Source organism: Ochrobactrum sp. PL_is483 (genome assembly GCF_055816855.1).
On sequence record NZ_JBVPGS010000032.1, the window covers coordinates 166,142 to 193,013 of the forward strand.

At 58.9% G+C, this 26,872-nt stretch carries 21 protein-coding genes; 15 read left to right on the plus strand and 6 right to left on the minus strand.

Annotated features, from left to right (window positions below; translation table 11 throughout):
- The first annotated feature begins 43 nt into the window (after positions 1 to 43).
- The 5 genes from AC0TNJ_RS09355 (at position 44) to purU (ending at position 4,814) form a co-directional block, all read left to right on the plus strand.
- Complete coding sequence (locus AC0TNJ_RS09355) at positions 44 to 811, plus strand: GntR family transcriptional regulator (RefSeq protein ID WP_122001512.1); 768 nt, start codon at positions 44 to 46, stop codon at positions 809 to 811.
- 2 nt (positions 812 to 813) lie between these two features.
- A complete protein-coding gene (locus AC0TNJ_RS09360; RefSeq protein ID WP_473770930.1) occupies positions 814 to 1,845 on the plus strand; it encodes an SIS domain-containing protein in 1,032 nt (343 codons plus the stop codon).
- Positions 1,842 to 3,008, plus strand: a complete 1,167-nt coding sequence (gene nagA / locus AC0TNJ_RS09365) for an N-acetylglucosamine-6-phosphate deacetylase (protein ID WP_473770931.1) — start codon at positions 1,842 to 1,844, stop codon at positions 3,006 to 3,008. Before AC0TNJ_RS09360 ends, nagA begins: the two co-directional genes overlap by 4 nt.
- 5 nt (positions 3,009 to 3,013) lie before the next feature.
- Positions 3,014 to 3,742 carry an SIS domain-containing protein gene (locus AC0TNJ_RS09370; protein WP_473770932.1) on the plus strand — a complete coding sequence of 243 codons (729 nt, stop codon included), beginning with the start codon at positions 3,014 to 3,016 and terminating at the stop codon, positions 3,740 to 3,742.
- Between the two features lie 187 nt (positions 3,743 to 3,929).
- Complete coding sequence (purU, locus tag AC0TNJ_RS09375) at positions 3,930 to 4,814, plus strand: formyltetrahydrofolate deformylase (RefSeq protein ID WP_473769719.1); 885 nt, start codon at positions 3,930 to 3,932, stop codon at positions 4,812 to 4,814.
- A gap of 212 nt (positions 4,815 to 5,026) precedes the next feature.
- On the opposite strand, the gene amaB is transcribed toward purU, so the two are convergent.
- Together amaB and hglS are read right to left on the minus strand one after the other, a co-directional pair.
- Positions 5,027 to 6,559 carry an L-piperidine-6-carboxylate dehydrogenase gene (amaB, locus tag AC0TNJ_RS09380; RefSeq protein ID WP_122001357.1) on the minus strand — a complete coding sequence of 511 codons (1,533 nt, stop codon included), beginning with the start codon at positions 6,557 to 6,559 and terminating at the stop codon, positions 5,027 to 5,029.
- Positions 6,560 to 6,632: 73 nt separating this feature from the next.
- The gene (gene hglS, locus AC0TNJ_RS09385) at positions 6,633 to 8,033 is read right to left on the minus strand and encodes a 2-oxoadipate dioxygenase/decarboxylase HglS (RefSeq protein ID WP_473770933.1); all 1,401 of its coding nucleotides are present in this window, start codon (positions 8,031 to 8,033) and stop codon (positions 6,633 to 6,635) included.
- A 147-nt stretch (positions 8,034 to 8,180) separates the two neighbouring features.
- Between hglS and AC0TNJ_RS09390 the strand changes: the two genes are divergently transcribed.
- The 5 genes from AC0TNJ_RS09390 to AC0TNJ_RS09410 all read left to right on the plus strand — a co-directional run bounded on the left by AC0TNJ_RS09390 (position 8,181) and on the right by AC0TNJ_RS09410 (position 14,734).
- A complete protein-coding gene (locus AC0TNJ_RS09390) occupies positions 8,181 to 9,113 on the plus strand; it encodes a LysR family transcriptional regulator (RefSeq protein ID WP_122001356.1) in 933 nt (310 codons plus the stop codon).
- A 199-nt stretch (positions 9,114 to 9,312) separates the two neighbouring features.
- The gene (locus AC0TNJ_RS09395) at positions 9,313 to 10,596 is read left to right on the plus strand and encodes an NAD(P)/FAD-dependent oxidoreductase (protein ID WP_473771006.1); all 1,284 of its coding nucleotides are present in this window, start codon (positions 9,313 to 9,315) and stop codon (positions 10,594 to 10,596) included.
- A gap of 344 nt (positions 10,597 to 10,940) precedes the next feature.
- On the plus strand, positions 10,941 to 11,921 hold the full coding sequence (locus tag AC0TNJ_RS09400) for an ABC transporter substrate-binding protein (protein WP_473770934.1): 981 nt from the start codon (positions 10,941 to 10,943) through the stop codon (positions 11,919 to 11,921).
- Positions 11,922 to 11,930: 9 nt separating this feature from the next.
- Entirely contained in the window at positions 11,931 to 13,631 is a 1,701-nt protein-coding gene (locus AC0TNJ_RS09405; RefSeq protein WP_473770935.1) for an ABC transporter permease, read from the plus strand.
- Positions 13,619 to 14,734: an ABC transporter ATP-binding protein gene (locus AC0TNJ_RS09410; RefSeq protein ID WP_473770936.1), complete on the plus strand. Its 1,116-nt coding sequence runs from the start codon at positions 13,619 to 13,621 to the stop codon at positions 14,732 to 14,734. Before AC0TNJ_RS09405 ends, AC0TNJ_RS09410 begins: the two co-directional genes overlap by 13 nt.
- Before the next feature lie 171 nt (positions 14,735 to 14,905).
- Here AC0TNJ_RS09410 and AC0TNJ_RS09415 read toward each other — a convergent pair whose 3' ends face one another.
- The gene (locus tag AC0TNJ_RS09415; RefSeq protein WP_473770937.1) at positions 14,906 to 17,209 is read right to left on the minus strand and encodes a Tex family protein; all 2,304 of its coding nucleotides are present in this window, start codon (positions 17,207 to 17,209) and stop codon (positions 14,906 to 14,908) included.
- Between the two features lie 193 nt (positions 17,210 to 17,402).
- On the opposite strand from AC0TNJ_RS09415, the gene AC0TNJ_RS09420 reads away from it, so the two are divergent.
- Together AC0TNJ_RS09420 and AC0TNJ_RS09425 are read left to right on the plus strand one after the other, a co-directional pair.
- Positions 17,403 to 17,711, plus strand: a complete 309-nt coding sequence (locus AC0TNJ_RS09420) for an ArsR/SmtB family transcription factor (protein WP_122001508.1) — start codon at positions 17,403 to 17,405, stop codon at positions 17,709 to 17,711.
- 43 nt (positions 17,712 to 17,754) lie between these two features.
- Entirely contained in the window at positions 17,755 to 18,870 is a 1,116-nt protein-coding gene (locus AC0TNJ_RS09425) for an alkene reductase (RefSeq protein ID WP_122001351.1), read from the plus strand.
- A gap of 42 nt (positions 18,871 to 18,912) precedes the next feature.
- Here the strand turns inward: AC0TNJ_RS09425 and AC0TNJ_RS09430 are convergent, their stop codons facing one another.
- Positions 18,913 to 19,350, minus strand: a complete 438-nt coding sequence (locus AC0TNJ_RS09430; RefSeq protein ID WP_122001350.1) for an Lrp/AsnC family transcriptional regulator — start codon at positions 19,348 to 19,350, stop codon at positions 18,913 to 18,915.
- A gap of 130 nt (positions 19,351 to 19,480) precedes the next feature.
- On the opposite strand from AC0TNJ_RS09430, the gene rocF reads away from it, so the two are divergent.
- The 3 genes from rocF to AC0TNJ_RS09445 all read left to right on the plus strand — a co-directional run bounded on the left by rocF (position 19,481) and on the right by AC0TNJ_RS09445 (position 23,438).
- Positions 19,481 to 20,401: an arginase gene (gene rocF / locus AC0TNJ_RS09435; RefSeq protein ID WP_473770938.1), complete on the plus strand. Its 921-nt coding sequence runs from the start codon at positions 19,481 to 19,483 to the stop codon at positions 20,399 to 20,401.
- Between the two features lie 38 nt (positions 20,402 to 20,439).
- Positions 20,440 to 21,516, plus strand: a complete 1,077-nt coding sequence (locus AC0TNJ_RS09440) for an ornithine cyclodeaminase (RefSeq protein WP_473769712.1) — start codon at positions 20,440 to 20,442, stop codon at positions 21,514 to 21,516.
- 134 nt (positions 21,517 to 21,650) lie between these two features.
- Complete coding sequence (locus AC0TNJ_RS09445; protein ID WP_473770939.1) at positions 21,651 to 23,438, plus strand: alpha/beta fold hydrolase; 1,788 nt, start codon at positions 21,651 to 21,653, stop codon at positions 23,436 to 23,438.
- 5 nt (positions 23,439 to 23,443) lie between these two features.
- Here AC0TNJ_RS09445 and AC0TNJ_RS09450 read toward each other — a convergent pair whose 3' ends face one another.
- Together AC0TNJ_RS09450 and AC0TNJ_RS09455 are read right to left on the minus strand one after the other, a co-directional pair.
- The gene (locus AC0TNJ_RS09450; protein WP_473770940.1) at positions 23,444 to 25,894 is read right to left on the minus strand and encodes a glycoside hydrolase family 2 protein; all 2,451 of its coding nucleotides are present in this window, start codon (positions 25,892 to 25,894) and stop codon (positions 23,444 to 23,446) included.
- Positions 25,884 to 26,864 carry a DUF1839 family protein gene (locus tag AC0TNJ_RS09455; RefSeq protein WP_473771007.1) on the minus strand — a complete coding sequence of 327 codons (981 nt, stop codon included), beginning with the start codon at positions 26,862 to 26,864 and terminating at the stop codon, positions 25,884 to 25,886. Before AC0TNJ_RS09455 ends, AC0TNJ_RS09450 begins: the two co-directional genes overlap by 11 nt.
- Between the last annotated feature and the right edge of the window lie 8 nt (positions 26,865 to 26,872).

Consider the following 26,872-nt stretch of genomic DNA (forward strand, 5'->3'; position numbering starts at 1 on the left):
TGTCACTTGCTATTGGTTCTATATAGGTTCTATTATGTCAGCCATGAATAGAACCACATTGATCACGGCCATTGAAGAGCGCGGTTTGCACGATCCGCAGCTGACAGGGCCGCTTTACCGGAACCTTGCGCGGATTCTCGGTGAACTGATCGAGGAAGGGCAGCTTGCGCCCGCTGTGGGGCTCCCGCCGGAGCGCGATTTGGCAGAGCAGCTTGGCGTCGGCCGTATCACCGTTCGCAATGCCTATAAGGAATTGCTGACCCAGGGTGTGGTGGAAGCGCGGCGCGGCAGCGGCACCTTCGTCGCGGAACGCCCGGCACGCATCAGCCAGCATTTGTGGCGCCTGACTTCGTTTTCAGAGGACATGCTGTCACGCGGCAAGGAGCCGGGAGCCCGTGTCGTCACCAATAAAATCGATAGGCCATCGCCAGACGAAGCCTTCCGGCTGGGGATTGGTGTCGATACGACTGTGGTGCGGCTGGATCGTCTGCGTCTTGCCGATGGTGTGCCGATGGCCTTTGAGCGCGCGGTGGTTCCGCGCCATTTTCTGGATCAGGATCGCGTCGATGAAACCTCGCTTTATGGCGCTTTGGCACGGCGCGGCCACAAGCCGGTTCGCGCCTTGCAGCGCCTGACAGCCGTTACACTCGATCCCGGTATAGCCCGCCTCCTTGGCGTGCATCGCGGAGCGCCTGCACTTTTGATCGAGCGCGTCTCGCATCTCGAAGACGACCGGATCGTCGAATATACCCGTTCGCATTATCGCGCCGATGCTTATGACTTCGTCGCGGAACTGAAAATTGGAGAATGACCATGAACAGCCCTTCCTCCCTGATGCTGCAGGAAACCAAACAGTCGCCAGCCGTTGTCGCCGGTCTGCTTGAAAAGGAGGCAGGCACACTCGCGGAAATCGCGCGCATTTTCCAGAAAAGCGAACCTGCCGTCATCACTACCGCCGCGCGCGGCTCGTCTGACCATGCGGCAACATTCTTCAAATATCTGATGGAAATCACGATGGGTATTCCGGTGGCTTCCATTGGGCCTTCGGTGGCGTCTGTCTATGGCTCCAAGCTGAAGCTCAAGAACGGACTGCATTTCACCGTTTCGCAGTCGGGTGCCAGCCCCGATATTGTCGCGGCGCAGGAAGCTGCCAAAAAGGGCGGTGCAACGACAATTGCCGTTGTGAACGTCGTCGATAGCCCGCTTGGTAACGCCGCCGATGTTGTGCTGGCGCTCCATGCCGGTGAAGAAAAAAGCGTTGCTGCGACCAAATCGTTTATTGCCGCAGTCGCCGCCCTGTCGGGCGTGGTCGCGTCGGCCAGCGGTGATACAAGCCTGCAGGCTGGGCTGCAACGCCTGCCGGAAGCGCTTGCCGCAACACGGCCCGATGGCCGCGAAGCGGTTGAAAACCTTCTGTTCAATGCGCGTTCGCTTTATACCGGCGGCCGGGGAACGGCCTTTGCGATTGCACTCGAAGCTGCTCTGAAAGCAAAGGAAACCGCGAATATCCATGCCGAAGCCTTCTCTCTGGCCGAACTTATGCACGGCCCGATGCGGCTGGTGGAAGAGGGGTTCCCGATTGTTTCCTTCCTGCCGCAAGACGAAGCCTTCGACACCAACATGCAGGCCCTGAAGCGGCTGCATTCATTCGGGGCGAGCATCGTGTCGCTGTCCGATGCGCCGACGCCAGGCTACCGCCTGCCGTCGGCAAGCACAGGCAATGCCCATCTCGATCCTCTGGTTTCCCTCATCAACTACTACCGCGTTATCGAAGCGGTTACGCGCCGCAAGGGTTTTGATCCCGACAAGCCGCGCAATCTCAACAAGGTTACGGTGACGGTATGACGAAAAAATCAGCAATAACCGGGGCGCGCATCTTCGACGGCGAGCGCTTTCACGACCAGAGCGCGCTGGTGTTCAGCGATGGCCGGATCGACGCCATTGTGCCGGAAGCCTCGCTGGGCGAGGCACATGATGTTGAGCGTCTGAATGGCGGCGTTCTTGCGCCCGGCTTCATCGATGCCCAGGTCAATGGCGGCGGCGGGCGCATGCTCAATGACGAGCCGACGCCTGACACCATGTTCACGATTGCCAAGGGGCATCGCAAATATGGAACGACGAGCCTTCTGCCGACCCTCATCACCGATACCATGCCGGTGCGCGACCGCGCCATCGAAGCGGCGATTGAAGCGGTCAAGGCCGACAAGGGCGTTGCCGGCCTGCATCTTGAGGGGCCGCATCTGGCCCCGGCGCGGAAGGGCGCGCATCTGGCGGAGCTGATGCGCCCCGTCAATGATGCCGATATTGCGCTCTATAGCCATACAGCCAAACAGGTCGGCACCTTGCTGGTTACGCTTGCAGCCGAGCAGGTCACGCCAGATCAGGTGCGCCGGTTGAGCGATGCGGGTGTGATAGTCAGCATCGGCCACAGCGACACGACCGCCGAGGAAGCGTTCAAGCGCTTCGATGCGGGTGCGCGCAGCGTCACCCATCTTTTCAATGCCATGAGCCAGATCGGCCACCGAGCGCCGGGCCTCGCGGGCGCGGCGCTTGATCATCCCGACATCTGGTGCGGTATCGTTGCCGATGGTCACCATGTCGATCCGATGGCGCTGCGGCTTGCGCTCAGGGCACAGCGCGGCGACGCGCATCTGTTTTTCGTGACGGATGCGATGGCCCTGGTCGGCTCGGACTCTGAAAGCTTCGAGATCAACGGGCGTGCCGTTCGTCGCGTGCCAGGCGGCATCTGCTCCAAGCTCGTGCTGGCGGATGGCACCATAGCCGGTTCCGATCTCGACATGGCGTCGGCTGTTCGTTTTGGCGTGGCCGAACTGGAGTTGACGCTGGCCGAGGCACTGCGCATGGCCAGCCACTATCCCGCACGCTATCTGCGTCTCGATGATCGCGGTACGTTCCGCCCCGGCATGCGAATGGATGCGGTCCATCTTGACGACGGGTTGTTTGCGAAAGCCACGTGGCTTTCGGGTGAAAAGCAGATCGCGGGGTAAAGCCGATGACGGAAATCACCGATCGTTATTTCAATGATCTGATCGCCCGGCTCTCTGGTCTGCGGGATCGTCTTGCCGATCCGATGGCCAAGGCCGCGGAACTCATTACCACTGCGGCCAAGTCGGATCACCGGGTTTATGTGTTCGGCACCGGCCATTCGCATATGATGGCGGAAGAGCTGCATTATCGTGCAGGCGGACTGGCGATCACTGTGCCTATTCTTTGCGGGGCTATCATGCTGCAGGATGGTGCAGTGGCAAGCTCGCATTTCGAGCGGATCGAAGGGGCTGTGCTGCCAATTCTCGAGCGCTATGGCATTCGCGAGGGCGACGTGCTGATCGTCGTGTCGAATTCCGGCGTCAATGCCGCTCCCATCGAGGCAGCACGCTTTGCGCGTGAGAAGGGAGCTGCCGTTATTGCGGTCACCTCCGTCACCTATTCCAACGCCATCGCCAAGGGGCGCACGCAATTGCTTTCTCTGGCCGATGTCGTTCTGGACAATAACGCGCCAGCGGGCGATGCGGTGCTGGAAGTGAAAGGCAGTAGCTTGAAAGTCGGCCCGGTTTCGACCGCGCTTGGTGTGACCATTCTCAACGCCATTTTTGCCGATGTGGCGGCAAGGCTGGTAGGGGAGGGCGATGCACCGATTTATCTCAGCGCCAACATGCCGGGCTCCGGCGATGTGAACCGTTCGCTGGTCGCCCGTTATCGTAACCGCAACCCGCATCTTTGAAGCTGGCCCGCATTCCCGAACTCGGGATGCGGCCTGGAACAAAATCGGACAATCTTTCTTCCAAAGTCGCTTGATAGCGCAATCCCGTCAGTGCATTACGCATTCTGGCATGGCCGGGGCCGCTTCGTGGATTAGGTTCGCGGTGTGGTCGCCCTGGCTTGCGCCTTCGAAAATTTGAGGAAGTCCGATGCATAATTTTGTCCTGACCGTCACCTGCAAGTCCACCCGCGGTATCGTTGCCGCGATTTCGGGTTATCTTGCCGGCAAGGGTTGCAACATCATCGATAGCGCCCAGTTCGACGATCTGGACACCGGTCGCTTCTTCATGCGCGTCAGCTTTATCTCCGAAGAAGGCGTGGCGCTTGACGTGCTGCGTGACGGCTTTGCACCGGTGGCAGCTCCGTTTGAAATGAATTTCGAATTCCACGACAATGCCCACCGCACCAAGACATTGCTGATGGTCTCGCGTTTCGGCCATTGCCTGAACGATCTTCTGTATCGCTGGAAGATCGGCGCGCTGCCGATCGATATTGTCGGCGTGGTGTCGAACCATTTCGATTATCAGAAGGTTGTCGTCAATCACGACATTCCTTTCCACCACATCGCCGTCACCAAGGCCAACAAGCCGGAGGCCGAGCAGCGCCTCATGGATATCGTGGAAGATACTGGCACGGAACTGGTGGTTCTTGCGCGTTACATGCAGGTTCTGTCCGACCAGCTTTGCCAGAAGATGTCGGGCAGGATCATCAATATCCACCACTCGTTCCTGCCGTCCTTCAAGGGGGCAAACCCGTATAAGCAGGCTTATGAGCGTGGCGTTAAGCTGATTGGCGCGACAGCGCATTATGTGACCGCAGACCTCGATGAAGGTCCGATCATCGAGCAGGACGTGGCGCGCATCACGCACGCGCAGAGCGCGGCTGATTACGTGTCGATCGGACGCGACGTGGAAGCGCAGGTTCTGGCGCGTGCAGTCCACGCGCATATCCATCACCGCTCATTCCTCAACGGCAATCGCACCGTCGTCTTCCCGGCTAGCCCAGGGTCGTTCGCCTCCGAACGCATGGGGTGATTGACCGGTCGATATTTACGCACTGACGGTCTGCAAATGGCGCTTCTCTGCGCTTCCGGTGCTCATGTACCTAAAGTACACTCCGCTCCGGTTCTCGAGAAAGCGTCATTTTCGCTGCGTCACTGCAAAAATCTCAACCGGTCAATACGTTGCGACTCATAAAAAAAACCCCGCCGAAGCGGGGTTTTCTCTATGATCTATAATGAGACCGATCAGTCGATATCGAAGGAAACGCCCTGTGCGAGCGGCAGAGCCTTCGAGTAGTTGATGGTGTTGGTTGCGCGGCGCATATAGGCCTTCCACGCATCCGAACCCGATTCACGACCACCGCCGGTTTCTTTTTCGCCGCCGAATGCGCCGCCGATTTCAGCACCAGACGTGCCGATATTGACGTTTGCAATGCCGCAATCCGAACCTTCAACCGAAAGGAAGCGTTCTGCTTCCTGCAGGTTGAGCGTGAAGATCGAGGACGACAGGCCTGCGCCAACCGCATTGTGCTGAGCCAGAACATCATCAAAGTCGGAATACTTCATGACGTAGAGGATCGGGGCGAAGGTTTCTTCGAGAACCGGGCCTTCCTGCTTCGGCATTTCGACGATAGCCGGACGCACGTAGTAAGCGTTTTCATGGCCAGCATCGACCCGTTCGCCGCCCTGTACCTTGCCGCCGTGTGCAGCTGCTTCCTTGAGCGCCTTCTGCATGTTGTCGAAGGCAACCTTGTCGATCAGCGGACCGACCAGAGCGCTGGTTTCGAGCGGCGAACCAACAGTGACGCTGGCATATGCCTTCTGGAGACGCGGGACGAGAGCGTCGTAAACGCTTTCATGGACGAAGAGACGACGCAGCGTGGTGCAACGCTGGCCAGCGGTGCCCATTGCGCCGAAAGCGATTGCGCGCAGCGCCATATCGAGATCGGCCGACGGGCAGACGATGCCAGCATTGTTGCCGCCGAGTTCAAGGATTGCGCGAGCAAAACGCTTGGCAAGGCGCGGACCGACTTCGCGGCCCATGCGGGTCGAACCGGTTGCTGAAACGACAGGAACCTTCGGGCTGTCGACGAGGACTTCACCGATTTCACGATCACCGAGCAGAAGCAGCGAGATGCCTTCCGGTGCTTCGCCGAAGCGCTTCAGCGCGCGCTTGAAGATCGCATCGCAGGCAAGAGCGGTCAGGAGGGTCTTTTCAGACGGCTTCCAGACAACGGAGTTGCCGCAGACGATTGCAAGGGCGGCGTTCCACGACCACACGGCTACGGGGAAGTTGAAGGCCGAGATAACGCCGACAACGCCGAGCGGATGCCAGGTTTCCATCATGCGATGGCCAGCGCGTTCGGTGGCGATGGTGAGACCGTAGAGCTGGCGCGACAGACCGACTGCGAAATCGCAGATGTCGATCATTTCCTGCACTTCGCCGAGGCCTTCAGAAGGAATCTTACCGGCTTCGAGCGAAACAAGGCGGCCAAGGTCTTCCTTGGAAGCGCGCAGTTCTTCGCCGAGAAGACGGATCAGTTCGCCGCGCTTCGGTGCCGGAACAGTGCGCCATGCGCGGAAAGCTTCGTCAGCCTTGTCGATGATCTTGACTGCGTCGTCCTTGCTGTGAGTCTTGACCGCAGCAATCTGTTCGCCTGAAACGGGGCTGAAACCGGCAAGGTCGCCGCCCGTATAGGCGGAAGCATCGACACCAAGCTTGGAAAGCAGTTCTGCTGCTTCCTTCTTCACGTCGATTTTTCTAACAGCGGTGTTCATGGCTTTCCTCTCTGTCTGAGTTGTTTGCGCATAATCCAGTCCGAAAAGTCTGCAACTCTTCGGGGTTATGCGTTTATTCTGCCGCTTCGAGGCCCTTCAGGCCTGCCTGTACGGCTTCGATGGATTCGCGTTCGATGCGGGCATAGTGCTCGAATTCATTGAGCACTTTCGCGCCCAGATCATCCTCGAAACGCTTCTGGTTGGGGCTTTCGACAAATTCCTGTGTTTCATCGTCACCCAGATTGGACTGGAATATACCGGCAGCGCTGACCGGCAGGAAGTCCTCATAGATGATCGGGTCGAACTGGACGGCGCCAGCTTCAATCAGAACCTCGATATCGGTACCCGGCTTGAAAGCTTCAAGCTTTGCAGCATCCTTGACCGTATAGGCGAAGTAGCCAAGGCCCTGTTCGCGAATGCCTGCCCAAGTGTCGGGGAAAGCGGCGAACGTGTCGCCCAGAGCCTTTACATACTCAGCCGCATTCGAGCCATCGGGAGCAGGGCGGGCAATTGCGCGAGTGTCGTTGAGAAGCTTGTCGTAAAGCGCACGACCCTTCGGCGTCAGCGCCACGCCGCGCTGCTCGATCTCGCCGAAACGGGCGGTATGCGAGCCGGGTGTCCATTCGCCATTGCTGCCGATGAAGGAGACTTCCTCTTCCAGCGCCTTGAACGAGGTCTGGCGCAGGAGGATCGGGCAGTTGCGGGTCGGCGGACCTTCCACGACGGCCTTCGGGTTAATGCCGCGTTCCGGCATCTGGGCCTGGACGGCGTCGATGTCGAGCGTGCGCGGCGTCAGGTGATTGATATGCGGCCCCTTGAACGACACGACATCGGCGATCAGGCGGTGTGCGTCATGCAGGCGATGATAAAGTTCGGCGCTGACATTGGCGCGGTCGTGCCAGCGGAAGGTTTCCAGCACTTCAGCGACGAAGGTTTTGGCATCGTCATCGTTAAGGCCGCCTTCGGCTTCAGCCTTCTCCACCAAAGCGACGGCTCCGGCGGTGAAGATATTGCGCTTCGACAGAACTTCTTCCGATTCTGCGCGCAGCTTTTCATCGGCAATGAGGTCGAGACGCAACAGCGAGGTGAAGACACGGAAGGGATTGTGTTTCAAGGCGGCGTCATCGACCGGGCGGAAGGCGGTGGAGTGGACCGGCACGCCAGCGGCGCTCAGATCGTAATAGCCGACCGGGAACATGCCCATCACCGCGAAGACGCGGCGCATCATGGAAAGCTCGGCGGCGGTGCCGAGGCGGATCGCCCCATGGCGTTCTTCCGAAATGCGCTCGAGCGAATCCGTTTCGGTCAGGCGTTCATGCAAGTGGCTGTCATCCGCCAGCACCTTGGCATTCACATCGGCGACGAGTTCCATCAATGTGCCATAGGCGGGCACTTCTTCCTTGTACATGGCCGACATTGCTGCCGAGAAAGCGGAGCGAATGGCATCCGGCGAAACGAATTTCTGGTCTTTCATTGCGAAAATTTCCGTCGAATGGGGCATCTTGGGGCGATGCATGTTGTGCTTGGGAGGAACATGCATGGATTATGATGAAAATGTATCATATAGACCGTTTTGCGGTTATGCTTGCGACGAAAGCAACTATGTTAATGCGAGAATGGAATGAAGCTGAGCAGGAGATTGATCCCGGACATCGCCACGTTGCAGGCCTTCGAATGCGCTGCCCGCCACGGAAGTTTCACGCAGGCCGCACATGAGCTCAATCTCACCCAGAGCGCGGTGAGCCGCCAGATCAAGGATCTTGAAAGCCAGCTTGGCGTTCTGCTGTTCGAGCGTATTCGTCAGCGAATCCTTTTGTCCGATGCCGGCCGGAAATTCCTGCCGGAAGTGCGGCGCCTTTTGAACCAGACCGAGGACACGATGCTGAGGGCCATGGCCTCGGCGCAGTCAACCTCGTCATTCAGCATTGCCACCCTGCCAACTTTTGGCACCCGATGGCTGATGCCCCGCATTCCCGACTTCGTTGAAAAACACCCCGGAATTGCGCTCAATGTCGCGTCCCGTTCCGGCGTCTTCGACTTCGAGGAACAGCCTTTTGACCTGGCGATCCATTATGGACAGCCGGTCTGGGCACATGCCACCTGCTCGTTCCTGTGCAGCGAAGTGATCGTTCCGGTCGCCAGCCCGAGCCTGTTGAAGGCCCGTCACCCGTCCGCGCCGGAAGAGCTTGAAAGCGAGCCCCTGCTGCATCTTGCGACGCGGCCCAAAATGTGGGCGCAATGGTTTGAAAGCTGCGGGGTCGAAGGCCAGTCGGCTTATCGCGGGCACAGATTCGACCAGTTCTCGATGGTAATCGGCGCGGCGTTGGCGGGTATGGGGTTTGCGCTTCTGCCGCTTTACCTGATCGAGCAGGAATTGCGGAGTGGCGAGTTGGTGCTGCTTTTCGAAAAGCCGATGCGCACGGAAAATGAATATTATCTCGTGGTGCCGGAAGGGAAACTGGAAAATCCGCTGACGCAGGTGTTCTGTCAATGGATTGCCGGGCAGGTTGGAAATACCGATTATTCACCGCTGGTTCATTCCAAACCGGAATGAATTGTTGCGCAAATAACGCTGTCCAACCGGCTTTCGCGGCGTGAAATAGAAACAGTCAGGCATTGTGCCTGTATTCCACGTGGGCGGTCGATCGCTAAAAGACCGGGAACCGCTCTAACTATTTGTTTTTACGCATTTCCGAACGCAAAACCGCTTCACACTTTTGCTGGAAATGCTCGGTTTGAAATGGTTGCTCTCGATGCTGAACGATCCGCGCTCTCATGGTCTTTGGGAAAAGACCGCTCCTGCCGCTCCCAAGACGACTGCGCTGCAAGGGGACCTGACTGCGGATGTGGTGATTGTGGGTGGCGGCTTTACCGGTCTCTCGACGGCTTTGCATCTGGCCGAAAAAGGCACGCGGGCCATCGTTCTCGAAGGGATCGAGATCGGTTATGGCGGTTCGGGTCGCAATGTCGGTCTGGTGAACGCTGGCATGTGGGTCATGCCGGATGATCTGCCCGGTGTGCTTGGCCAGAAATATGGTGATCGCCTGCTCGACGTTCTGGGCAATGCGCCGAAGCTCGTCTTCGAGATCATCGAAAAACATAAGATCGCCTGCGAAGTTGAGAAGCAGGGCACGCTCCATTGTGCCGTTGGCAAAAAGGGGCTGAAAGAACTCGAAGATCGTTATGAACAGTGGGCGCGTCGCGGCGCCAATGTGAAGCTCCTGGATGCGAAGGAAACCGAGGCCAAGGTTGGCACGAAAGCCTATGCGGGTTCGCTTCTCGATCTGCGCGCCGGTACCATCCAGCCGCTTGCCTATGTTCGCGGGCTTGCCCATGCCGCCATTGCCGCTGGCGCAACCGTATTTACGGGTAGCCCGGTGATCGGGGCCGAGGAAAAGAACGGCAAGTGGGTCGTGAAGACCGCAAAGGGGTCTGTAACGGCCAATTGGGTGGTTGTGGCAACGAATGCCTATACCAATGCGCCATGGCCGGAAGTGCGCGCCGAACTGGTGCACCTGCCTTATTTCAACATGGCTACAAAGCCGCTCTCCGACAATCTGAAGAAGAGCATCCTGCCGGAAAGGCAGGGCGTCTGGGACACGAAGGAAGTCCTCTCGTCCTTCCGTTTCGATCAGCAGGGCCGCCTTGTCTTCGGAAGCGTCGGTGCGCTGCGCAATACGGGTGCTGCGGTGCACAAGGCATGGGCGAAAAAAGCGCTCAGGCGGATATTCCCCCAGATTGGCGAAGTCGAGTTCGAAACCGAATGGTATGGCAAGATCGGCATGACCAATGACAGCCTGCCGAAATTCCATCGCCTTGCCCGTAATGTGGTTGGCTTCTCCGGCTACAATGGCCGCGGCATTGCGCCCGGAACGGTTTTCGGCAAGCATCTTGCGAAACTTGTATCGGGCGAGATAACCGAGGCCGATCTGCCGCTGCCGGTGAGCGATCCGAAGGAACAGAATTTCCGGAGCGTGCGCGAAGCCTATTACGAGGCGGGCGCGCAGATCGCCCATGTGGCCGGGATGGTTATCTGATGTGTTGATCTTTTTACCGGGAATGCGTGTGCGGCTGTCATAAAACCGCAGTGCAATTCCTCTATTGCGATGCGCATCTTCTCCATGCAGGAGGGATGCGGATTGCTGATGGCCCTGAACATTCAATGCCTTAAAAGCCTTCCGATGGACGTGATTCCGCCGGAAGGCTTTCTGCTTTCCGTGTTTCAGAGCGCAGGATGTTTGACAGGTGCACCATGAATGGAAATGATCGTGCCTCTCGCCATGACACCATCTGTGCGCTATCAGTTCGCACGCGGCAGGACTGTGCCGGCATAGCCGGTCACGCTGGCGAGCATTACACCGAAATCCGAGGAGCAAACCCCATGAACAAGATGCTGAAGCGGGCCGTCGCCGTACCTGCGCTTCTTGCTCTTTCCATCGCCGTAGCGCAGGCCGATACGCTGACGCTCTATACCTCGCAGCCGGAAGCGGATGCGACCCGGACGGTCGAAGCTTTCCGCAAGGCCAATCCGGAAACGGAAGTGCAGATTTTCCGTTCCGGCACGAGCGAACTCCTCACCAAGCTTGCCGCCGAATTCGCCGCCGGTGCGTCGCAGCCCGACGTGCTTCTGATCGCCGATGCCGTGACTATGGAAGGCCTGAAGAAGGACAAGCGCCTGCTCGCCTATCCGGAAGCCAAGATCGATGGCTTTGCTGCTGATGCCTATGACGCCGACAAGACATATTTCGGCTCCAAGCTGATTACCACCGGCATCGCCTACAATACGGGTGCCGCGCAGAAGCCTGAACATTGGGCCGATCTCGCCAAGGCCGACTACAAGGGGCAGGTGGTTATGCCGAACCCGCTTTATTCAGGTGCTGCCGCCTATCTCCTGAGCGGCTTCGCGCTCAACAAGGACCTTGGTTGGGACTATTTCAAGAACCTCAAGGCCAATGAACTGGCAAGTGTGAAGGGCAATGGCGCTGTGCTGAAGTCTGTCGCCAGCGGCGAAAAGCCATACGGCATTCTCGTTGACTTCATGGCGCTCAACGCAAAGGCCAAGGGCTCGCCGATCGAGTTTGTCTTCCCCTCGGAAGGCGTGCCTGCGGTGACTGAACCGGTTGCGATCATGGCGACCGCCAAGAATGTCGATGGCGCCAAGAAGTTCGTGGACTTCATCCTGTCGGATGACGGCCAGAAGCTGGCGCTTGAGCAGGGTTATCTGCCTGCCAAGGAAGGTGTCGGTCGCCCGGCATGGCTGCCGGAAGGCACCAAGATCAACATCATGTCTATCGACACCCAGAAGGTTCTTGATCAGACTGATGTCGACAAGAAGCAGTTCTCCGAGCTGTTTGGCGGATAAGGCATTTCGATGCGCATCATAAAAGACCTTCAGGGCCGTGATGCGGCCCTGATTGCTGGCGTAACACTGATTGTGGCGGTTCTGTCGCTTCTGCCGATGGGCAGACTGCTGGTTGAACTGGTCGCGCCACAAGGACAGCTTTCGGCTTCGGCGCTGGTGGAAACACTTGGAAGTCAGTCGACCTGGGTGGCGACATGGCATTCGCTGCAGATCGGCATTGGCGGCACATTGCTGGCGCTGGTGTTCGGCATTGTCGCGGCTTTGCTTGTTGGGCTGACGAATATGCGCGGGCGCAATGTTTTCGTGCTTTTCTATGTTACCCCGCTTTTGATCGCTCCACAGGTAACAGCGCTGGCTTGGCTCCAGCTTTTCGGTCCGTCGAGCCAGTTCCTCAAGATCATCGGCATGGCTCCGCCGCTTGGCAGCCGCAATCCGCTCTACTCCGTCTGGGGCATTATCTTTCTGCTCGGCGTGCAATATGGACCGCTGGTTTTCCTCATCGTGCGTGCTGGCCTGCGCAAACTGCCGCGCGAGTTGGTCGAAGCGGGGCTTAGCGCCGGTGCCAGCAAATGGACGGTGCTGCGCACCATCATTCTACCGCTGATGACCCCATCGATCATCGGTGCGGCAGCACTTGCCTTTGTCTCCTGCGTCGGCAATTTCGGCATTCCTGCCTTTCTGGGCATTCCGTCGAACTATCTCGTCCTGCCGACGCTGATCTATCAGCGTCTTGCGGGTGGAGGACCAGCCGTACTGTCCAGCGTTGCCGTACTGTCGGTGCTGATCGGTCTGATCGCCATGGCAGGGATTGCCGCACAGGAGTATGCGTCCCGCAGGCGTGATTTCCGTATTGTTTCGACGTCTTTGCCAGCGGCTCCCTTTGCGCTTGGTCGCTGGCGTGTGACGGTGGAAGCGGCCGCCTGGCTGCTGATCGTTGTCGTGCTCTTCTTGCCGCTGATCGGGCTCACGCTTTCCGCTCTGGTCCCGGCCTATGGCGTGCCGCTGACGTTTGCGACGGCGACGGTCGAGAATTTCCGCTTCGTCCTTTTGGAACATGCCGGTGCTGCGCGCGCATTTGGCAATAGTGTGGTCCTGTCTTTGTCGGCAGCGTTGTTTGCTGTCCTGATCGCGGTCCCGCTTGCCTATATGCTGGCATGGCGCAAGCGTCGCTGGACACCGGTGCTCAATTTCGCAGCCGAAATGCCTTATGCTCTGCCGGGCGTCGTGCTGGCCATTGCCTGCCTGTTGATGTTCCTCAAGCCGCTGCCGGTTGTCGGCGTCAGCCTCTACAATACGCTCTGGATCATCCTGTTCGCTTACCTCGCACGCTTCTTTGTACTGGCGCTGCGGCCGACGGTCGCCGGGCTGCATCAGATCGACCGTGCGATGGAGGAGGCCGCGCGTGTTGCGGGCGCGGGGCTTTTCTATCGGCTGCGTACGATTATATTTCCTCTTGTCGCACCGGCAACGCTTGCGGGCGGCGTGCTGATTTTCATGACCGCGTTCTGCGAGTTGACGGTTTCGGCGCTTCTCTGGGCGTCTGGATCGGAAACGCTGGGGGTGGTGATGTTTTCTTTCGAACAGGCGGGCGATTCCGCCTATGCTGCGGCCATATCCATTCTGGCCGTCGCGGTGACATTCTTGCTGATGCTTGCAACCAATCTGTTTGCGCGGCGTCTTCCAAATGGAGTCCTGCCATGGCGCGACTGAAAATCGACCAGGTTTCCAAAACCTTCAATGAGTTTCAGGCCTTGTCCCAAGTGTCTCTCGATGTGAAGGATGGCGAGTTTGTTGCCATTCTCGGACCATCGGGTTGCGGCAAGACCACGCTTCTTCGTATGATCGCGGGATTTGAAGACGTCGACGGCGGAGAAATCCATATTGGCGAAACGCGCGTTTCCCATGTTGACGGCAGCGTGCCACCCGAGAAACGGCAGGTCGGTATCGTCTTCCAGAATTATGCGCTCTGGCCGCATATGACGGTGGCGGAAAATGTCGGCTACAGTTTGCGGGTAGCAAAAGTTGCGAAGGTCGAACGCGAACGCCGCGTGAAGGAAGCGCTGGCGCTGGTCGATCTTGAAGGTTTCGGTGACCGCCGTCCGGCCAATCTTTCCGGCGGGCAGCGTCAGCGCGTGGCACTTGCACGCTGTCTGGTGGCAGCGCCGTCGCTGGTTCTGTTCGATGAGCCGCTCGCCAATCTCGACGTGCATCTGCGCGCCTCGATGGAAGACGAGTTCGCCGCGTTTCACAAGCGCACCGGCACAACGATCATTTATATCACCCACGATCAGGCGGAAGCCATGGCGCTGGCCGACCGTATCGCGGTGCTGGACCATGGAAAGCTTCAGCAGTTCGACACGCCGCGCAAGCTCTATGAGGAACCGGCCAGCGAAATGGTCGCGTCCTTCATCGCACATGGCATGGTGCTGCCTGCGGAAGTGGTGTCTTTTGCGCAAGCGGGACACTGCGAAGCGCTGGTGCTGGGAAGCCGCGCGCAAGTACGGTGTTCGGGTACGGAAATGCCGCGCGCCAATGCGCAGCTCTGTGTGCGATCAGAAGATTTGAAACTGGTCGAAGCGGGCGGCATCCCCGTTCGGGTCAAACGCTCCGTCTATCGGGGCGGTAATTCGCGGATAGAGGCAGCACCCCTCGCAAAGCCGGATGTTCACCTGCATTTTGAAGTGCGCGATCCCGTGCGGCTGGAAGACGGCGATGAAGTTCGCATTGCCATCCACAATGGCTGGATCATTCCGACCGATGATATGCCGGTGCGCAAGGTGTCGACGGGCTTTCCGATCGGCAACAAGATCTAACTTAACTCCAACAGGCTGATCGTGAGCTTGGCTCAGCCCAGCCCTCATCCTGAGGGGCTCCTTGAGCTTTGCGAAAGGAGCCGTCTCGAAGGAGAGGGGCGGTTTTTGCGTTTTCCCTCGCCCTTCGACCCTTCGACAAGCTCAGGGTGAGGGCGAGGGGAAGCGTCCGGCTTACTTCTTCTTCATCGCTTCCAGCAGAGCAGCGCCGAAACCGCCGGTTGATGGCTGCTCCTGTTTGCGCTGGGGCGCGAAGTTCTTGGCAGGCCTTGGATCGCGTTGTGCGTTGTTGCGCGGGGCTGGCGCTTCGCCACCATCCTTGCGCATCGTAAGGCCGATGCGCTTGCGAGGCACATCCACTTCCGTCACGCGCACCTTCACCACATCGCCTGCTTTCACCACTTCATGTGGGTCCTTCACGAAACGGTCGGCAAGCTGTGAAACATGAACAAGCCCGTCCTGATGCACGCCGATATCCACGAAAGCGCCGAAGGCCGCAACATTGGTCACGGTTCCTTCCAGCATCATGCCGGGTTTCAGGTCCTTGATGTCGTCAATGCCGTCGGCAAAGGTCGCGGTCTTGAATTCCGGGCGCGGATCGCGGCCCGGCTTGTCGAGTTCGGCAATGATGTCGCGCACGGTCGGCAGGCCGAAACGTTCGTCCACGAAAACACGCGGGTCGAGGCTTTTGAGCGCCGCGCTGTCGCCCATGAGGCTGCGCACATCGCGCCCGCAGGCGGCAACGATCTTCTTCGCCACACCATAGGCTTCCGGGTGAACGGCAGAGGCGTCCAGCGGCTCGGTGCCGTTTGCAATACGCAGGAAGCCTGCGCATTGTTCGAAAGCGCGGTTGCCGAGGCGCGCGACTTTCAAAAGCTCCTTGCGGTTCTTGAAGGCTCCGGCTTCATCGCGATGCGCAACGATTGCTTCGGCGAGAGATTTTCCAAGTCCCGAAACACGCGCCAGCAGCGAGGCGGAAGCCGTGTTGAGATCGACGCCGACAGCGTTCACCGCGTCTTCGACCACCGCATCCAGCGAACGCGCCAGGCGGGATTGATCGACGTCGTGCTGATACTGGCCGACGCCGATCGATTTTGGTTCGATCTTGACCAGTTCCGCGAGCGGGTCCTGCAGGCGGCGCGCGATGGAAACGGCGCCGCGCAGCGATACGTCGAGCTGCGGGAATTCGGCGGCTGCGGTTTCGGACGCCGAATAGACCGAAGCGCCTGCCTCCGACACGATGACTTTCAGCGGCTTTGGCGCTGGCATGTCGGAAAGCATGTCCACGACAAGCCGTTCGGTTTCGCGGCTTCCGGTGCCATTGCCGATGGCGATCAGTTCTATTTTGTGCTTGCGGACGAGGCTTGCGAGTTCGGCCTGCGTGCCGCGCACATCGTTCTTCGGCGGGAAAGGATAAACCGTCGTTGTGTCGAGCAGCTTGCCCGTGCCGTCAACCACCGCGACCTTGACGCCGGTGCGGATGCCGGGATCAAGTCCCATGGTGGCGCGCGAACCGGCAGGGGCTGCGAGCAGCAAATCCTTGAGGTTACGGGCGAAGACGTTGATGGCTTCTTCTTCGGCGCGCTCACGCAGGTCGCGCATCAGATCGAGCGACAGGGAAAGCGACAATTTCACGCGCCATGCCCAGCCTGCAACTTCCATCAGCCAGCGGTCGCCGGGAAGTGTTGCGCCGATATTATAGGCGGCAGCGATCTTGCGTTCGACCGGCTTTATAGGCGAGGTGTCGTCGGCGTCGATTTCAATGTCGAGCGACAGGAAATCCTCATTGCGCCCGCGCAGCATGGCCAGCGCACGGTGGCCGGCGACGGTGGCCCAGCGCTCGGCATGATCGAAATAATCGGAGAATTTCGCGCCCGCCTCCTGCTTGCCGTCCACGACACGCGAGCGCAGAACGGCCTTCTCCTTCAGATAATTGCGCAGGTTGCCGATCAGTTCGGCATTTTCCGCAAAACCTTCTGCGATAATGTCGCGCGCGCCATCCAGTGCAGCCTTCACATCGGCAACATCGGCGGTGATGTATTGCGTGGCGATTTCGGCTGGCACGAGGCTGCGGTCGGCAAGGATTGCCTCGGCAAGCGGCCCCAATCCACGCTCGCGGGCGATTTCCGCTTTGGTGCGGCGCTTCGGCTTGTAGGGCAGATAAAGGTCTTCCAGCTCGGCCTTGGTTTCGACGCCTGCGATCTTGAGTTCGAGTTCGGGCGTCAGTTTGCCCTGACCGCGGATCGATTCCAGGATCGATGCGCGGCGGGCCTCCAGTTCGCGCAGATAGGCGAGGCGTTCGGAAAGCTGGCGCAACTGCGTATCATCAAGGCCTCCGGTGACTTCCTTGCGGTAGCGCGCGACAAAGGGCACGGTCGCACCTTCATCCAGCAGGCTTATAGCCGCAATTGCCTGATCAGGTTTTGCGTTGATTTCTGCCGCGATGATCCCGGCAATGCGCTTGGTAATATCCGCCATATGCTTCCCAATTCTACACGATTACGGCGAACATAGTCGGATGCTTCTCGGGCGCAATCAAGGCAGGGGCGATGTTCCACAGGAAAGGCGGTTCACGCCGATGTGATTGGGCTGCATCTTTATAAATCGGATTCAAACAATACTTATATCGGGAAATGACGATATGCATCGGAAGATCAGCGAGGTGACTGCGATGTCGGATGTTCAGCCCATACCTCTGGACGAGATACTCAAGGCGCTCGCAAATCCGGTGCGCCTCGACATTTTGAGCTGGCTCAAGGAACCGGAGAACCATTTCTCCGGCCAGCACATGCCTCTGGAGATGGGCGTGTGCGCGGGCCAGTTCGAACGGTGCGGCCTCTCCCAGTCGTCCGTTTCAGCTCACTTGTCCGTGCTGACAAAGGCGGGGCTGATCAGGCCCCACCGTGTCGGCCAATGGACCTTCTACAAGCGCGATGAGGAAGCAATAGCAGCCTTCATCAAAGCTGTGTCCGATCTTTAATCCATCCTGCAACCGATCTTTCCCACTTGAAGGAAAAGTATCCATGGCCTCATTGTTCGATCCCGTTACCATAGGCGATCTCAAGCTCGCGAACCGCATTGTCATGGCGCCGCTGACGCGCAATCGCTCACCGCGCGCCGTGCCAAATGATCTTAACGTCACCTATTACGAGCAGCGTGCTAGTGCGGGTCTCATTATTACCGAGGCAACGCCGATCAGCCATCAGGGACAGGGCTATGCCGATGTTCCGGGTCTTTATTCCGCTGAACAGCTCGCTGGCTGGAAGCGCGTGACCGATGCCGTGCACAGCGCAGGCGGCAAGATCGTCGTGCAGATGTGGCATGTGGGCCGCATTTCGCACACCACCTTGCAGCCGAATGGTGGCCAGCCGGTCGCGCCTTCCGCGATCACGGCGAAGTCGAAGACTTATCTGGTCCATCCGGACGGGACGGGCGAATTCGCGCCGACCTCGGAACCGCGTGCGCTGGACAAGAGCGAATTGCCGGAAATCGTCGCCACCTACGGCAAGGCTGCCAAGGATGCGGTTGAAGTGGCGGGGTTCGACGGCGTGGAAATCCATGCTGCAAACGGCTATCTGATCGATCAGTTCCTGCGTTCGGGCAGCAATCACCGCACCGATGAATATGGCGGCTCGATTGAAAATCGCGCCCGTTTCCTGTTCGAAGTCGTGGACGCTGTTACGAAGGCCGCCGGTGCCGGAAAGGTCGGCATTCGTCTGTCTCCGGTCACGCCCGCCAATGACGCTTCCGATCCCGATCCGCAACCGCTTTTCGACTATGTGATCGAGAGACTGGCAGGTTACGGGTTGGCCTATATCCACATCATCGAAGGTGCGACAGGCGGCCCGCGTGATTTCCAGCAGGGACCGCAGCCTTTTGATTATGCGCGTCTCAAGCAAGTCTATCGCGATGCAGGCGGCAAGGCTGCATGGATGGTCAACAACGGGTATGACCGTGCACTGGCCGAAGTGGAAGTTGAAAGCGGTCGCGCTGACGTTGTTGCTTTCGGCAAGCCCTTCATCGCCAATCCCGATCTGGTACGCCGCCTGAAGGACAATGCGCCGCTGAACGAACTCGACCAGCAGCATATGTATGGCGGCGGCGCGAAGGGCTATACAGATTATCCGGTGCTTGCCTGATCATGAAATGCAAAACCCGGCACCAAATGCCGGGTTTTGTAATCAGAGCCTTGCCCGCGTCGAGCGCGGCGTTGCCAGCAGCAGATTGGTTTCGCTGGCCTTGATGCCCGGCACCAGCCGGATACGGCGCAGCACCGCATCGAAATCGGTGAGTGTGGCCGCGCCCAGTTCCACCACCAGGTCGAAACGGCCATTGGTGGTGTGGACGGCTGAAACCTCCGAGAAGCCGCCAAGTGCCTTGACGACACGGTCGGCAACATTGCCTTCAATTTCGATCATCATGATGCCGCGCACCGGCAGATCGACAGCGTCAGAACGCAGGATCACCGTATAGCCGATGATGTCTCCAGACTGTTCGAGCCGCTCCATGCGTGAGCGCACAGTCGCGCGTGAAACGCCAAGATCGATTGCGATATCAGAGATGCTGCGTCGCCCGTTATGGCGCAAAAGCGTAATCAGCTTTTCGTCCAGATCGTCCATGTTTTCTCCATTTTGAAAAGCCAATCCGACATTCTGATAAACCAAACCGTTAAAATTGCCAATCCGGTTGGTTCACATCGCCAAGCATAAATGATGAATCTCGATACAGATGTTAGAAGGAATCCAATTTATGCATTGCAAGATTCTGGGACTGCCCGTTCAGGAAGGCACTGGCCGCGTGGGCTGCAATATGGGTCCCGATTCCTATCGGGCTGCTGGTATTGCGTCGGCTATCGAGGAACTTGGCCACTCGTTTACCGATCTGGGCAATCTGGCCCCTGCGGCGCAGCATCCGCAGGAGCACCCAAATCCTGCGATCAAGGCGCTTCCGCAGGCTGTCGCCTGGATCGAGGCCATCAGCGAGGCAGCCTATCGCGAAAGCGCGGACGGATTTCCGATCTTTCTTGGTGGCGACCACCTTCTGGCGGCAGGCACGGTTCCGGGAATCGCGCGCCGAGCGGCTGAAATGGGCCGCAAGCAATTCGTCCTGTGGCTCGATGCGCACACGGATTTCCACACACTGGATACGACAACGAGCGGCAACCTGCATGGCACGCCTGTCGCTTACTATACCGGCCAGAAGGGCTTTGAAGGCTACTTCCCGAAGCTCGCCGCACCAGTCGAGCCGCAAAATGTCTGCATGCTGGGCATTCGCAGCGTCGATCCTGCCGAACGCGAGGCAATCAAGAAAACGGAAGTTGCCGTCTATGACATGCGTCTGATCGACGAGCACGGCGTTGCCGCCCTGCTGCGCCGTTTCCTTGAGCGCGTGAAGGCGGAAAACGGACTTCTGCATGTCAGTCTCGACGTCGATTTCCTCGATCCTTCCATCGCGCCCGCCGTCGGCACCACGGTACCGGGTGGCGCGACCTTCCGCGAAGCGCATCTCATCATGGAGATGCTGCATGATAGCGGGCTGGTGACGAGCCTAGATCTGGTGGAACTCAATCCTTTTCTCGATGAGCGCGGGCGCACTGCCACCGTCATGGTGGACCTGATGGCGAGCCTTCTGGGCCGCAGCGTCATGGATCGTCCGACCATCAGTTACTGATGCAGCGCGTCTGGCTGCCAAATGCTCAAGGAGCAATGATGACCCAACCGAACCTCAATATCGTCCCCTTCGTCAGCGTCGATCACATGATGAAGCTGGTGCTTTCCGTCGGCGTCGAGACCTTCCTCAAGGAGCTCGCCGATTATGTCGAAGAAGATTTCCGCCGCTGGGAAAATTTCGACAAGACGCCGCGTGTGGCGTCGCACTCGAAGGAAGGCGTGATTGAGCTGATGCCGACGAGCGACGGCACGCTTTATGGCTTCAAATATGTCAACGGCCACCCGAAAAATACGCGTGAGGGGCTTCAGACCGTTACGGCTTTCGGCGTGCTTGCCGATGTGGGCAGCGGCTATCCGATGCTTTTGACCGAAATGACCATCCTGACCGCGCTGCGCACGGCGGCGACTTCGGCAGTTGCCGCAAAACATCTGGCACCGAAGAATGCCCGCACCATGGCGATTATCGGCAATGGCGCGCAGAGCGAATTTCAGGCGCTGGCGTTCAAGGCGATCCTGGGTGTGGACAAGCTGCGCCTTTACGATCTTGACGGAGAAGCGACTGCCAAGTGCATGCGCAACCTGCAGGGCGCCGGTTTCGACATCGTCGCCTGCAAGAGCGTGGAGGAAGCCGTCGAGGGAGCGGACATCATCACCACCGTCACAGCCGACAAGGCCAATGCGACGATCCTCACCGACAATATGGTCGGCGCCGGTGTGCACATCAACGCGGTCGGCGGCGATTGCCCCGGCAAGACCGAACTGCATGGCGATATCCTGCGCCGTTCGGATATTTTCGTTGAATATCCGCCGCAGACCCGCATCGAAGGCGAAATCCAGCAACTGCCGGAAGATTATCCGGTCAATGAGCTTTGGGAAGTCATCACCGGCAAGACTGTGGGCCGCAAGGATGCCCGTCAGATAACGCTGTTCGATTCCGTTGGTTTCGCCACGGAAGATTTTTCGGCTCTGCGCTATGTGCGCGACAAGCTGAAGGATACCGGACTTTACGAACAGCTGGATCTGCTGGCCGATCCGGACGAACCGCGCGATCTCTATGGCATGCTGCTCCGCCACGAGAAGCTGCTTGAGGGTGAAAAGACCAAGCCAGCGGCCTGATCTTCAGACTGTAGCCTGCCGCGCCTGATGTGCGGCAGGGCTACGCTTTCGCAAACGTTGCGATAAATCCTTGGTGCTGTGCACGATTTCCATTATTGCAGGATGGTACTTCTGTGATTAGGGATGCATCGGGCATGGATGACAGGGTGGAACACACGACATCCTTCGGGCAATCGGCAAATATCATGCGGCCTGCCGCCAGCCCTGTCGTTTTCTGCGATACGCTCGGGCTTTATGAGCGGCCCGCGGGGCAAGCCTTCGATACGGTTGTCCTGTTTGCAAGTCCCTGGGGGCTTGAGGAACTTTGCACGACGCGAAAGTTCTGGCGGATCATCGCTGACAGGCTTTCGGCGCGGGGCATAGGGTCCTTCCGTTTTGACTGGCCCGGCACCGGCGACGGACGCGACGATATCGATTTTTCAAAAGGTATGGACCTCTGGCGCGTTACGCTGGTCGAGGCCGCCCGGAAAGCACGCGCCCTTTCAGGGGCAAGCCGCGTCGTTATCATCGGGCAAAGCCTTGGTGCGGCGGTTGCCGCCGAAACCGCAGCCCGGATCGACGGCATTGCGGCAGTGGCGCTTCTGGCTCCGGTTATTTCCGGACGGTTCTACACGCGCGAACTGGCTGTCTGGTCGAGCATGGTCGATGCCGATCTGGGACTGACGGACGAGCAAAGAATCAAGAACAGCGTTTCCATCGCGTCTTTGACAATGCAGCCAGAGGTGGCTGCCGATGTGAAGAAGATCAATCTTCTGTCATTGGAAGTGGCGCCTGCACCGCAATGTCTTCTGCTGGCGCGGACAGATCGCCCGAACGATGCCGAACTCGCGGCGCATCTGGAGAAGCTCGGCGCGGATATGACGGTTGAGGCTTTTGCCGATTACGACAAGCTGATTTCGAACCCCGTTATCTCGCGCCTGCCGCTGGAGGTCGCGGACCGGCTTGTCGATTGGGTGGCTGGACTTGCAGGCTCCAAGCTCGCACAAAACAGGCCGGACGAAAACGCCCTCGGCGGCACCTTGACCGGCGATGGCTTTGTCGAGACGCCCGTTTCTTTCGGCTCGGGCAATCGTCTTTCCGGCGTTCTCTGCGGGCCTCAGGGCCAGCGTCAGGGCCGGACGGTCATGTTCCTGTCCTCATCCTATGACCGGCGGATCGGGTGGGGCCGCACCACCGTCGATATGGCGCGCAAGCTCGCGCGGGAAGGCGTCGCTTCGCTACGCTTCGATATTGCCAATGCTGGCGATAGCCCGCCCAATCCCGGCATGCCGGAACAGGTGCTCTACACCCATGGTCCGGAGGCCGATGTTGCCGAAGCCCTTGATTATCTCGACGCTCTTGGCTGGGGGCGGCCCATCGTGGCAGGGCGGTGCAGCGGTGCGTTTATGGGATTCCACTGTGCCGTCAAGGATGAGCGGATTTCCGGCGCGATTCTGGTCAATCCGGTTACGTTTTACTGGGCACCGGGACGTTCGGTCGACGATGCCGTTCGTGAAGGCAATCGCACGCTGGAGGATTATGGCAGCCGCGCACTCCGCGTCGAAACATTCCTGCGTCTGTTCCGCGGTGAACTGGATATCCGCGCCATCCTGCGCAATCTTGCGCGCGGGGTTGTCGGGCGTGTTCGCGGGCTGGCACGCAAGCTTCTGCGCAGCCGCTCGCCGGAAGGGAGGGCGGTTTATTCAGCCTTCAGCGAATTGAAGCAGCGCGAGGTGCCGCTGGCGCTGGTCTATGCTGAAAAGGATACCGGACGCGAACATTTCAATTTCTATTTCGATCAGGCTGGCAGCGGCGTGCAAGGCTTCGACAATGTGTCGGTAGCCATTGTTCCCGATGCCGATCATAATCTGACGCCGGAGCATTCGCGCAAAATATATATCGACGCGATCCGTTCCCTGTCCCTGAAATATCCTTGGCCTTGAAATAGTCAGAACCAGACGATCCGCGACGAACCAGCGATGCGAATTTCTCCCGTTGGCTTCTCCGGTGTTTCGATGCGCGGGATAAGGGCGACGCGTTTGGTTGCGTTGGGCGCAAGGTGAAACCAGTTCTCCGCTGCGCGCCAATGGCCAGCATCGATGCTGACGGATTGAGCCAGAACCGGCGTTGTGAGATCAAGGAACCAGTTGCCGTTTTCTTCGACAAGTACGGCTTCGATAGTGGCGTCATGAAAGGCCTCTTTCCGCCCAAGCGGAAAGTGAAAGGCTTCGGCGATAGTAATATCATTACGTTTCAATCGCGCCACTGTCACGTCATGCGCCGGGGGGCCGAAGCGATAGGCGTAGGTGATATCGAAGAACGCGCCGAACAGATCAGTTGCCGGGATGGTGATCGCTGAACGACCGCCAATCGAAATTTCACGACGGCCCGAAACCACCGGCTGCACACCAGCACGCAGACACGCTAATTCAAGCGAAAAGTCAGCGGTTTCTGCCCGTTCGTTCAGAGTATGAATCGCAAGGCCGTTGACGCCTTCATCTGTGAAGGCGACCTGCTGCGGACGGAAGGCGCGCTTGAGGCCGTGCCACGAGGGCTTGGGCTCGCCGGTCGCATCGATCATGCCCCACCCGGCACCGGGCAGGAGGTCCTGAAACATCCAGACAAGTCCGCCGAAGCAGGTGCTTCCCGGACGCCTCCATTCGGCAAAGGTCGCTTCCATCACTTCCGCCGTGACGGCGCGGGAAAGGTGGAGATATTGTTCCACATCCTCGCGCCGCAGCCGAGCCGGATCGTAACCGTATAACATCTCCAGATAGGCGTCGCGCACATCCTCGAAATCCCAGGACACGCCGCGATCACGTGGCACGCGTGCTTTCCAGCGCGGATCGTGAACCGGCGGCACATCGAGATGGGTTTTCAGCGTGCGTGCTTCCGGCACGTTGGCGAAGGCGAGGCATTCGGTCGCAAATCGTACTTCGGCCCGCCGTGCATCTTCCAGCGGACGGCAATAGGCGCTGACGCCATAATAATGGCTGACACCTTCATTGCTGATGAAGGGAAGCGCGCCATCGCAGGGCGAATTCGGCACATAGGGGATATTCGGGCAAAGCGCGTTTGCGATACCGGGCAGGATTTCCTCGGAAAGCGGACCTTTCCAGGTTGCTTCCGGCAAGCCCATCATCGCGCCCTGCTGGTAAATTTCGCTGCCACCGCAAAGAACCGTCAGCGATGGCGCATGACCGATAGAGCCGAGAAGCTGACGCGCTTCGGCCTGTACATTCCCGACAAATGTCTCGTCCTTCACCGGATAATCGAAATTGGCGAACATGAAGTCCTGCCAGACCATGATGCCCAGCTCATCGCAAAGTGCGTAGAAATCCGATGTTTCATAGGCGGTGATGCCGCTCAATCGCAGCATGTTCATGCCCGCTTCCTGCGCGAGCTTCAGCCATGGTTCGTAGTCGTGGCGCGTACCGGGAAGGCGAACGTTATCGGCTGAACTCCATACTGCACCGCGACAGAAGATCTTCTCGCCATTGATCCTGAGTGCAAAACCCTTGCCGTCCGGCCCCCGATCAACCTTGATGCGGCGAAAGCCGGTGCGCCCCAGCAGGCGTAGTTCGCCGTCGAGCGAAAGTTCAACGTCATGAAGCGTCGGATTCCCGTGGGTGTGTGGCCACCATGGTTCGATATTGGAAAGCGTCAGTCTCGCAGTCCACTGATCGCCGTTCTGGTGTTCGCAGGTGGCCTGTTGCCCTGCGCAACGGAGGGTGAGTATTTCGGCCTTGCCGCTATAGCTGAAACTGGCTTCGAGTTCGCCATCGCCTGTTTCGCTCAATCTTGCCCGAATTGCGATACCGGATATGGTTTCAGCATCGGGACGGCTGATTGAAACCGGACGCCATGGCCCTACGGCATGAACTTCCGGACACCAGCCCGGCATATAGCCAAGCGCGGTCGTGCGGACGAGACGCAAACCCTGCGTGTTCATCAGCTGCGTGCGCCAGCGGGCCCGCGGGCCTTTCTGATTAAGACGGGGCGCGAGTGCACGAAAACAGAGCGCAAGTTCGTCCTTGCCGGTCAGCGTCACGGGCAGATCATGCTTGAGAAACATGCTGTCGGTTTGCAACAGCAATTCGTCGTTGAAAAAGACGTCGCAGATGGTGGCAAGCCCATCGAAATGCAGTGTGGCAGGACCGGGTGTTTCCTCGATATCGAGGAAATACCAGGCGTCCTGATTGTCGAGGGGCGCGGGATTTTTTCGGTCGAAACGTCCGGCACTTTCCAAAGCCTCCGCCACCGTTCCGGGCACGGGAGCATCATGGATGCTGTCATCGGACTTGACGTGATGCGGTACTTGCGCCGCATCCGGGCCGCTGAGAACAAGCCGCCAGCCGGTCGAGAGTGGGCGGCGCGTCGGATTGATTTCAAGCGGCATCGCGACCGAGTTCCGTGGCAAGCGCTGCCATCAGTCGATCCCAGGCATCTGCTGCGGGTTGAAGCGTGCCGGCCAATGCGTCGAACTTCTTGCGCATGACGGCACGGGCAAGCTGGAACTGAACGGCCTTTGCCGTTTCCGCGATTTGCAAGGCATCTGCGGAGGCTGTTGCAAAGCGCTTGCCTTGTCCGAGCCACTCAAGATGACTTGCCGCAAGTTCAAAATTGGCGCCGAGCTGGCGCAGCGTATTGAATGCATATTTATGGAAGAAGCCGAACGGGCGTTCCGCGATTGCTTCCACCTGAGCGGGGAACGCGCTCGCAAAGGCGCGGATCGGGTTTTCCTTCGGCCTGCGGGCAAAATGGCGCGGCAGAAGGATTTCGGCAACGCGTCGCTGATGCGCTTCATCCGGCATATGCTTCGGAAACTTGGCGAATTCCGTATAGGGCAGGAAGGGGAGGTCAGCGTCAGTCAGATGACGCTGGAAGACCCCGTCGAAATCCTCGCCCTCAAGGTGATAGAAACCGCCATTATGGAAATAATCGAGCTGGCGATGTTCGACGTCCATGCGGTTGATGGCGATGGTGGTCTTGCCATGCTCGGTACGATAGCTGACGCCATGCGTATCCGGCATGAAGTAGCTATCCATCTCAACCATGCAAAGCCGTCCGCGTGCGATCTGCTCGGCGACATGGCTTTCCACGCGATCGAAAATCGCAAGCTCTGTCGCCCGCACGCCATAAAGGGCTTCGAGGTCTTCCAGGGGCACCTTGAAGAAGGTGAACTGGTCGCCCTCGAAATCCTGTGTCAGCGTGAAGCCGAGCATGGCTTCCGGGGCAACGCCCAAGGTCGCCAGCACTTCGATCCACAGATCCACATAGCAGTTGGTTTCCGGCCAGATACGCGTCTGGGCATGCAAAGCGTGCGGCGTGTAACGGTCGGGCGCGATGTTCGGAAAGACAGCCTGCATGAGTGCGA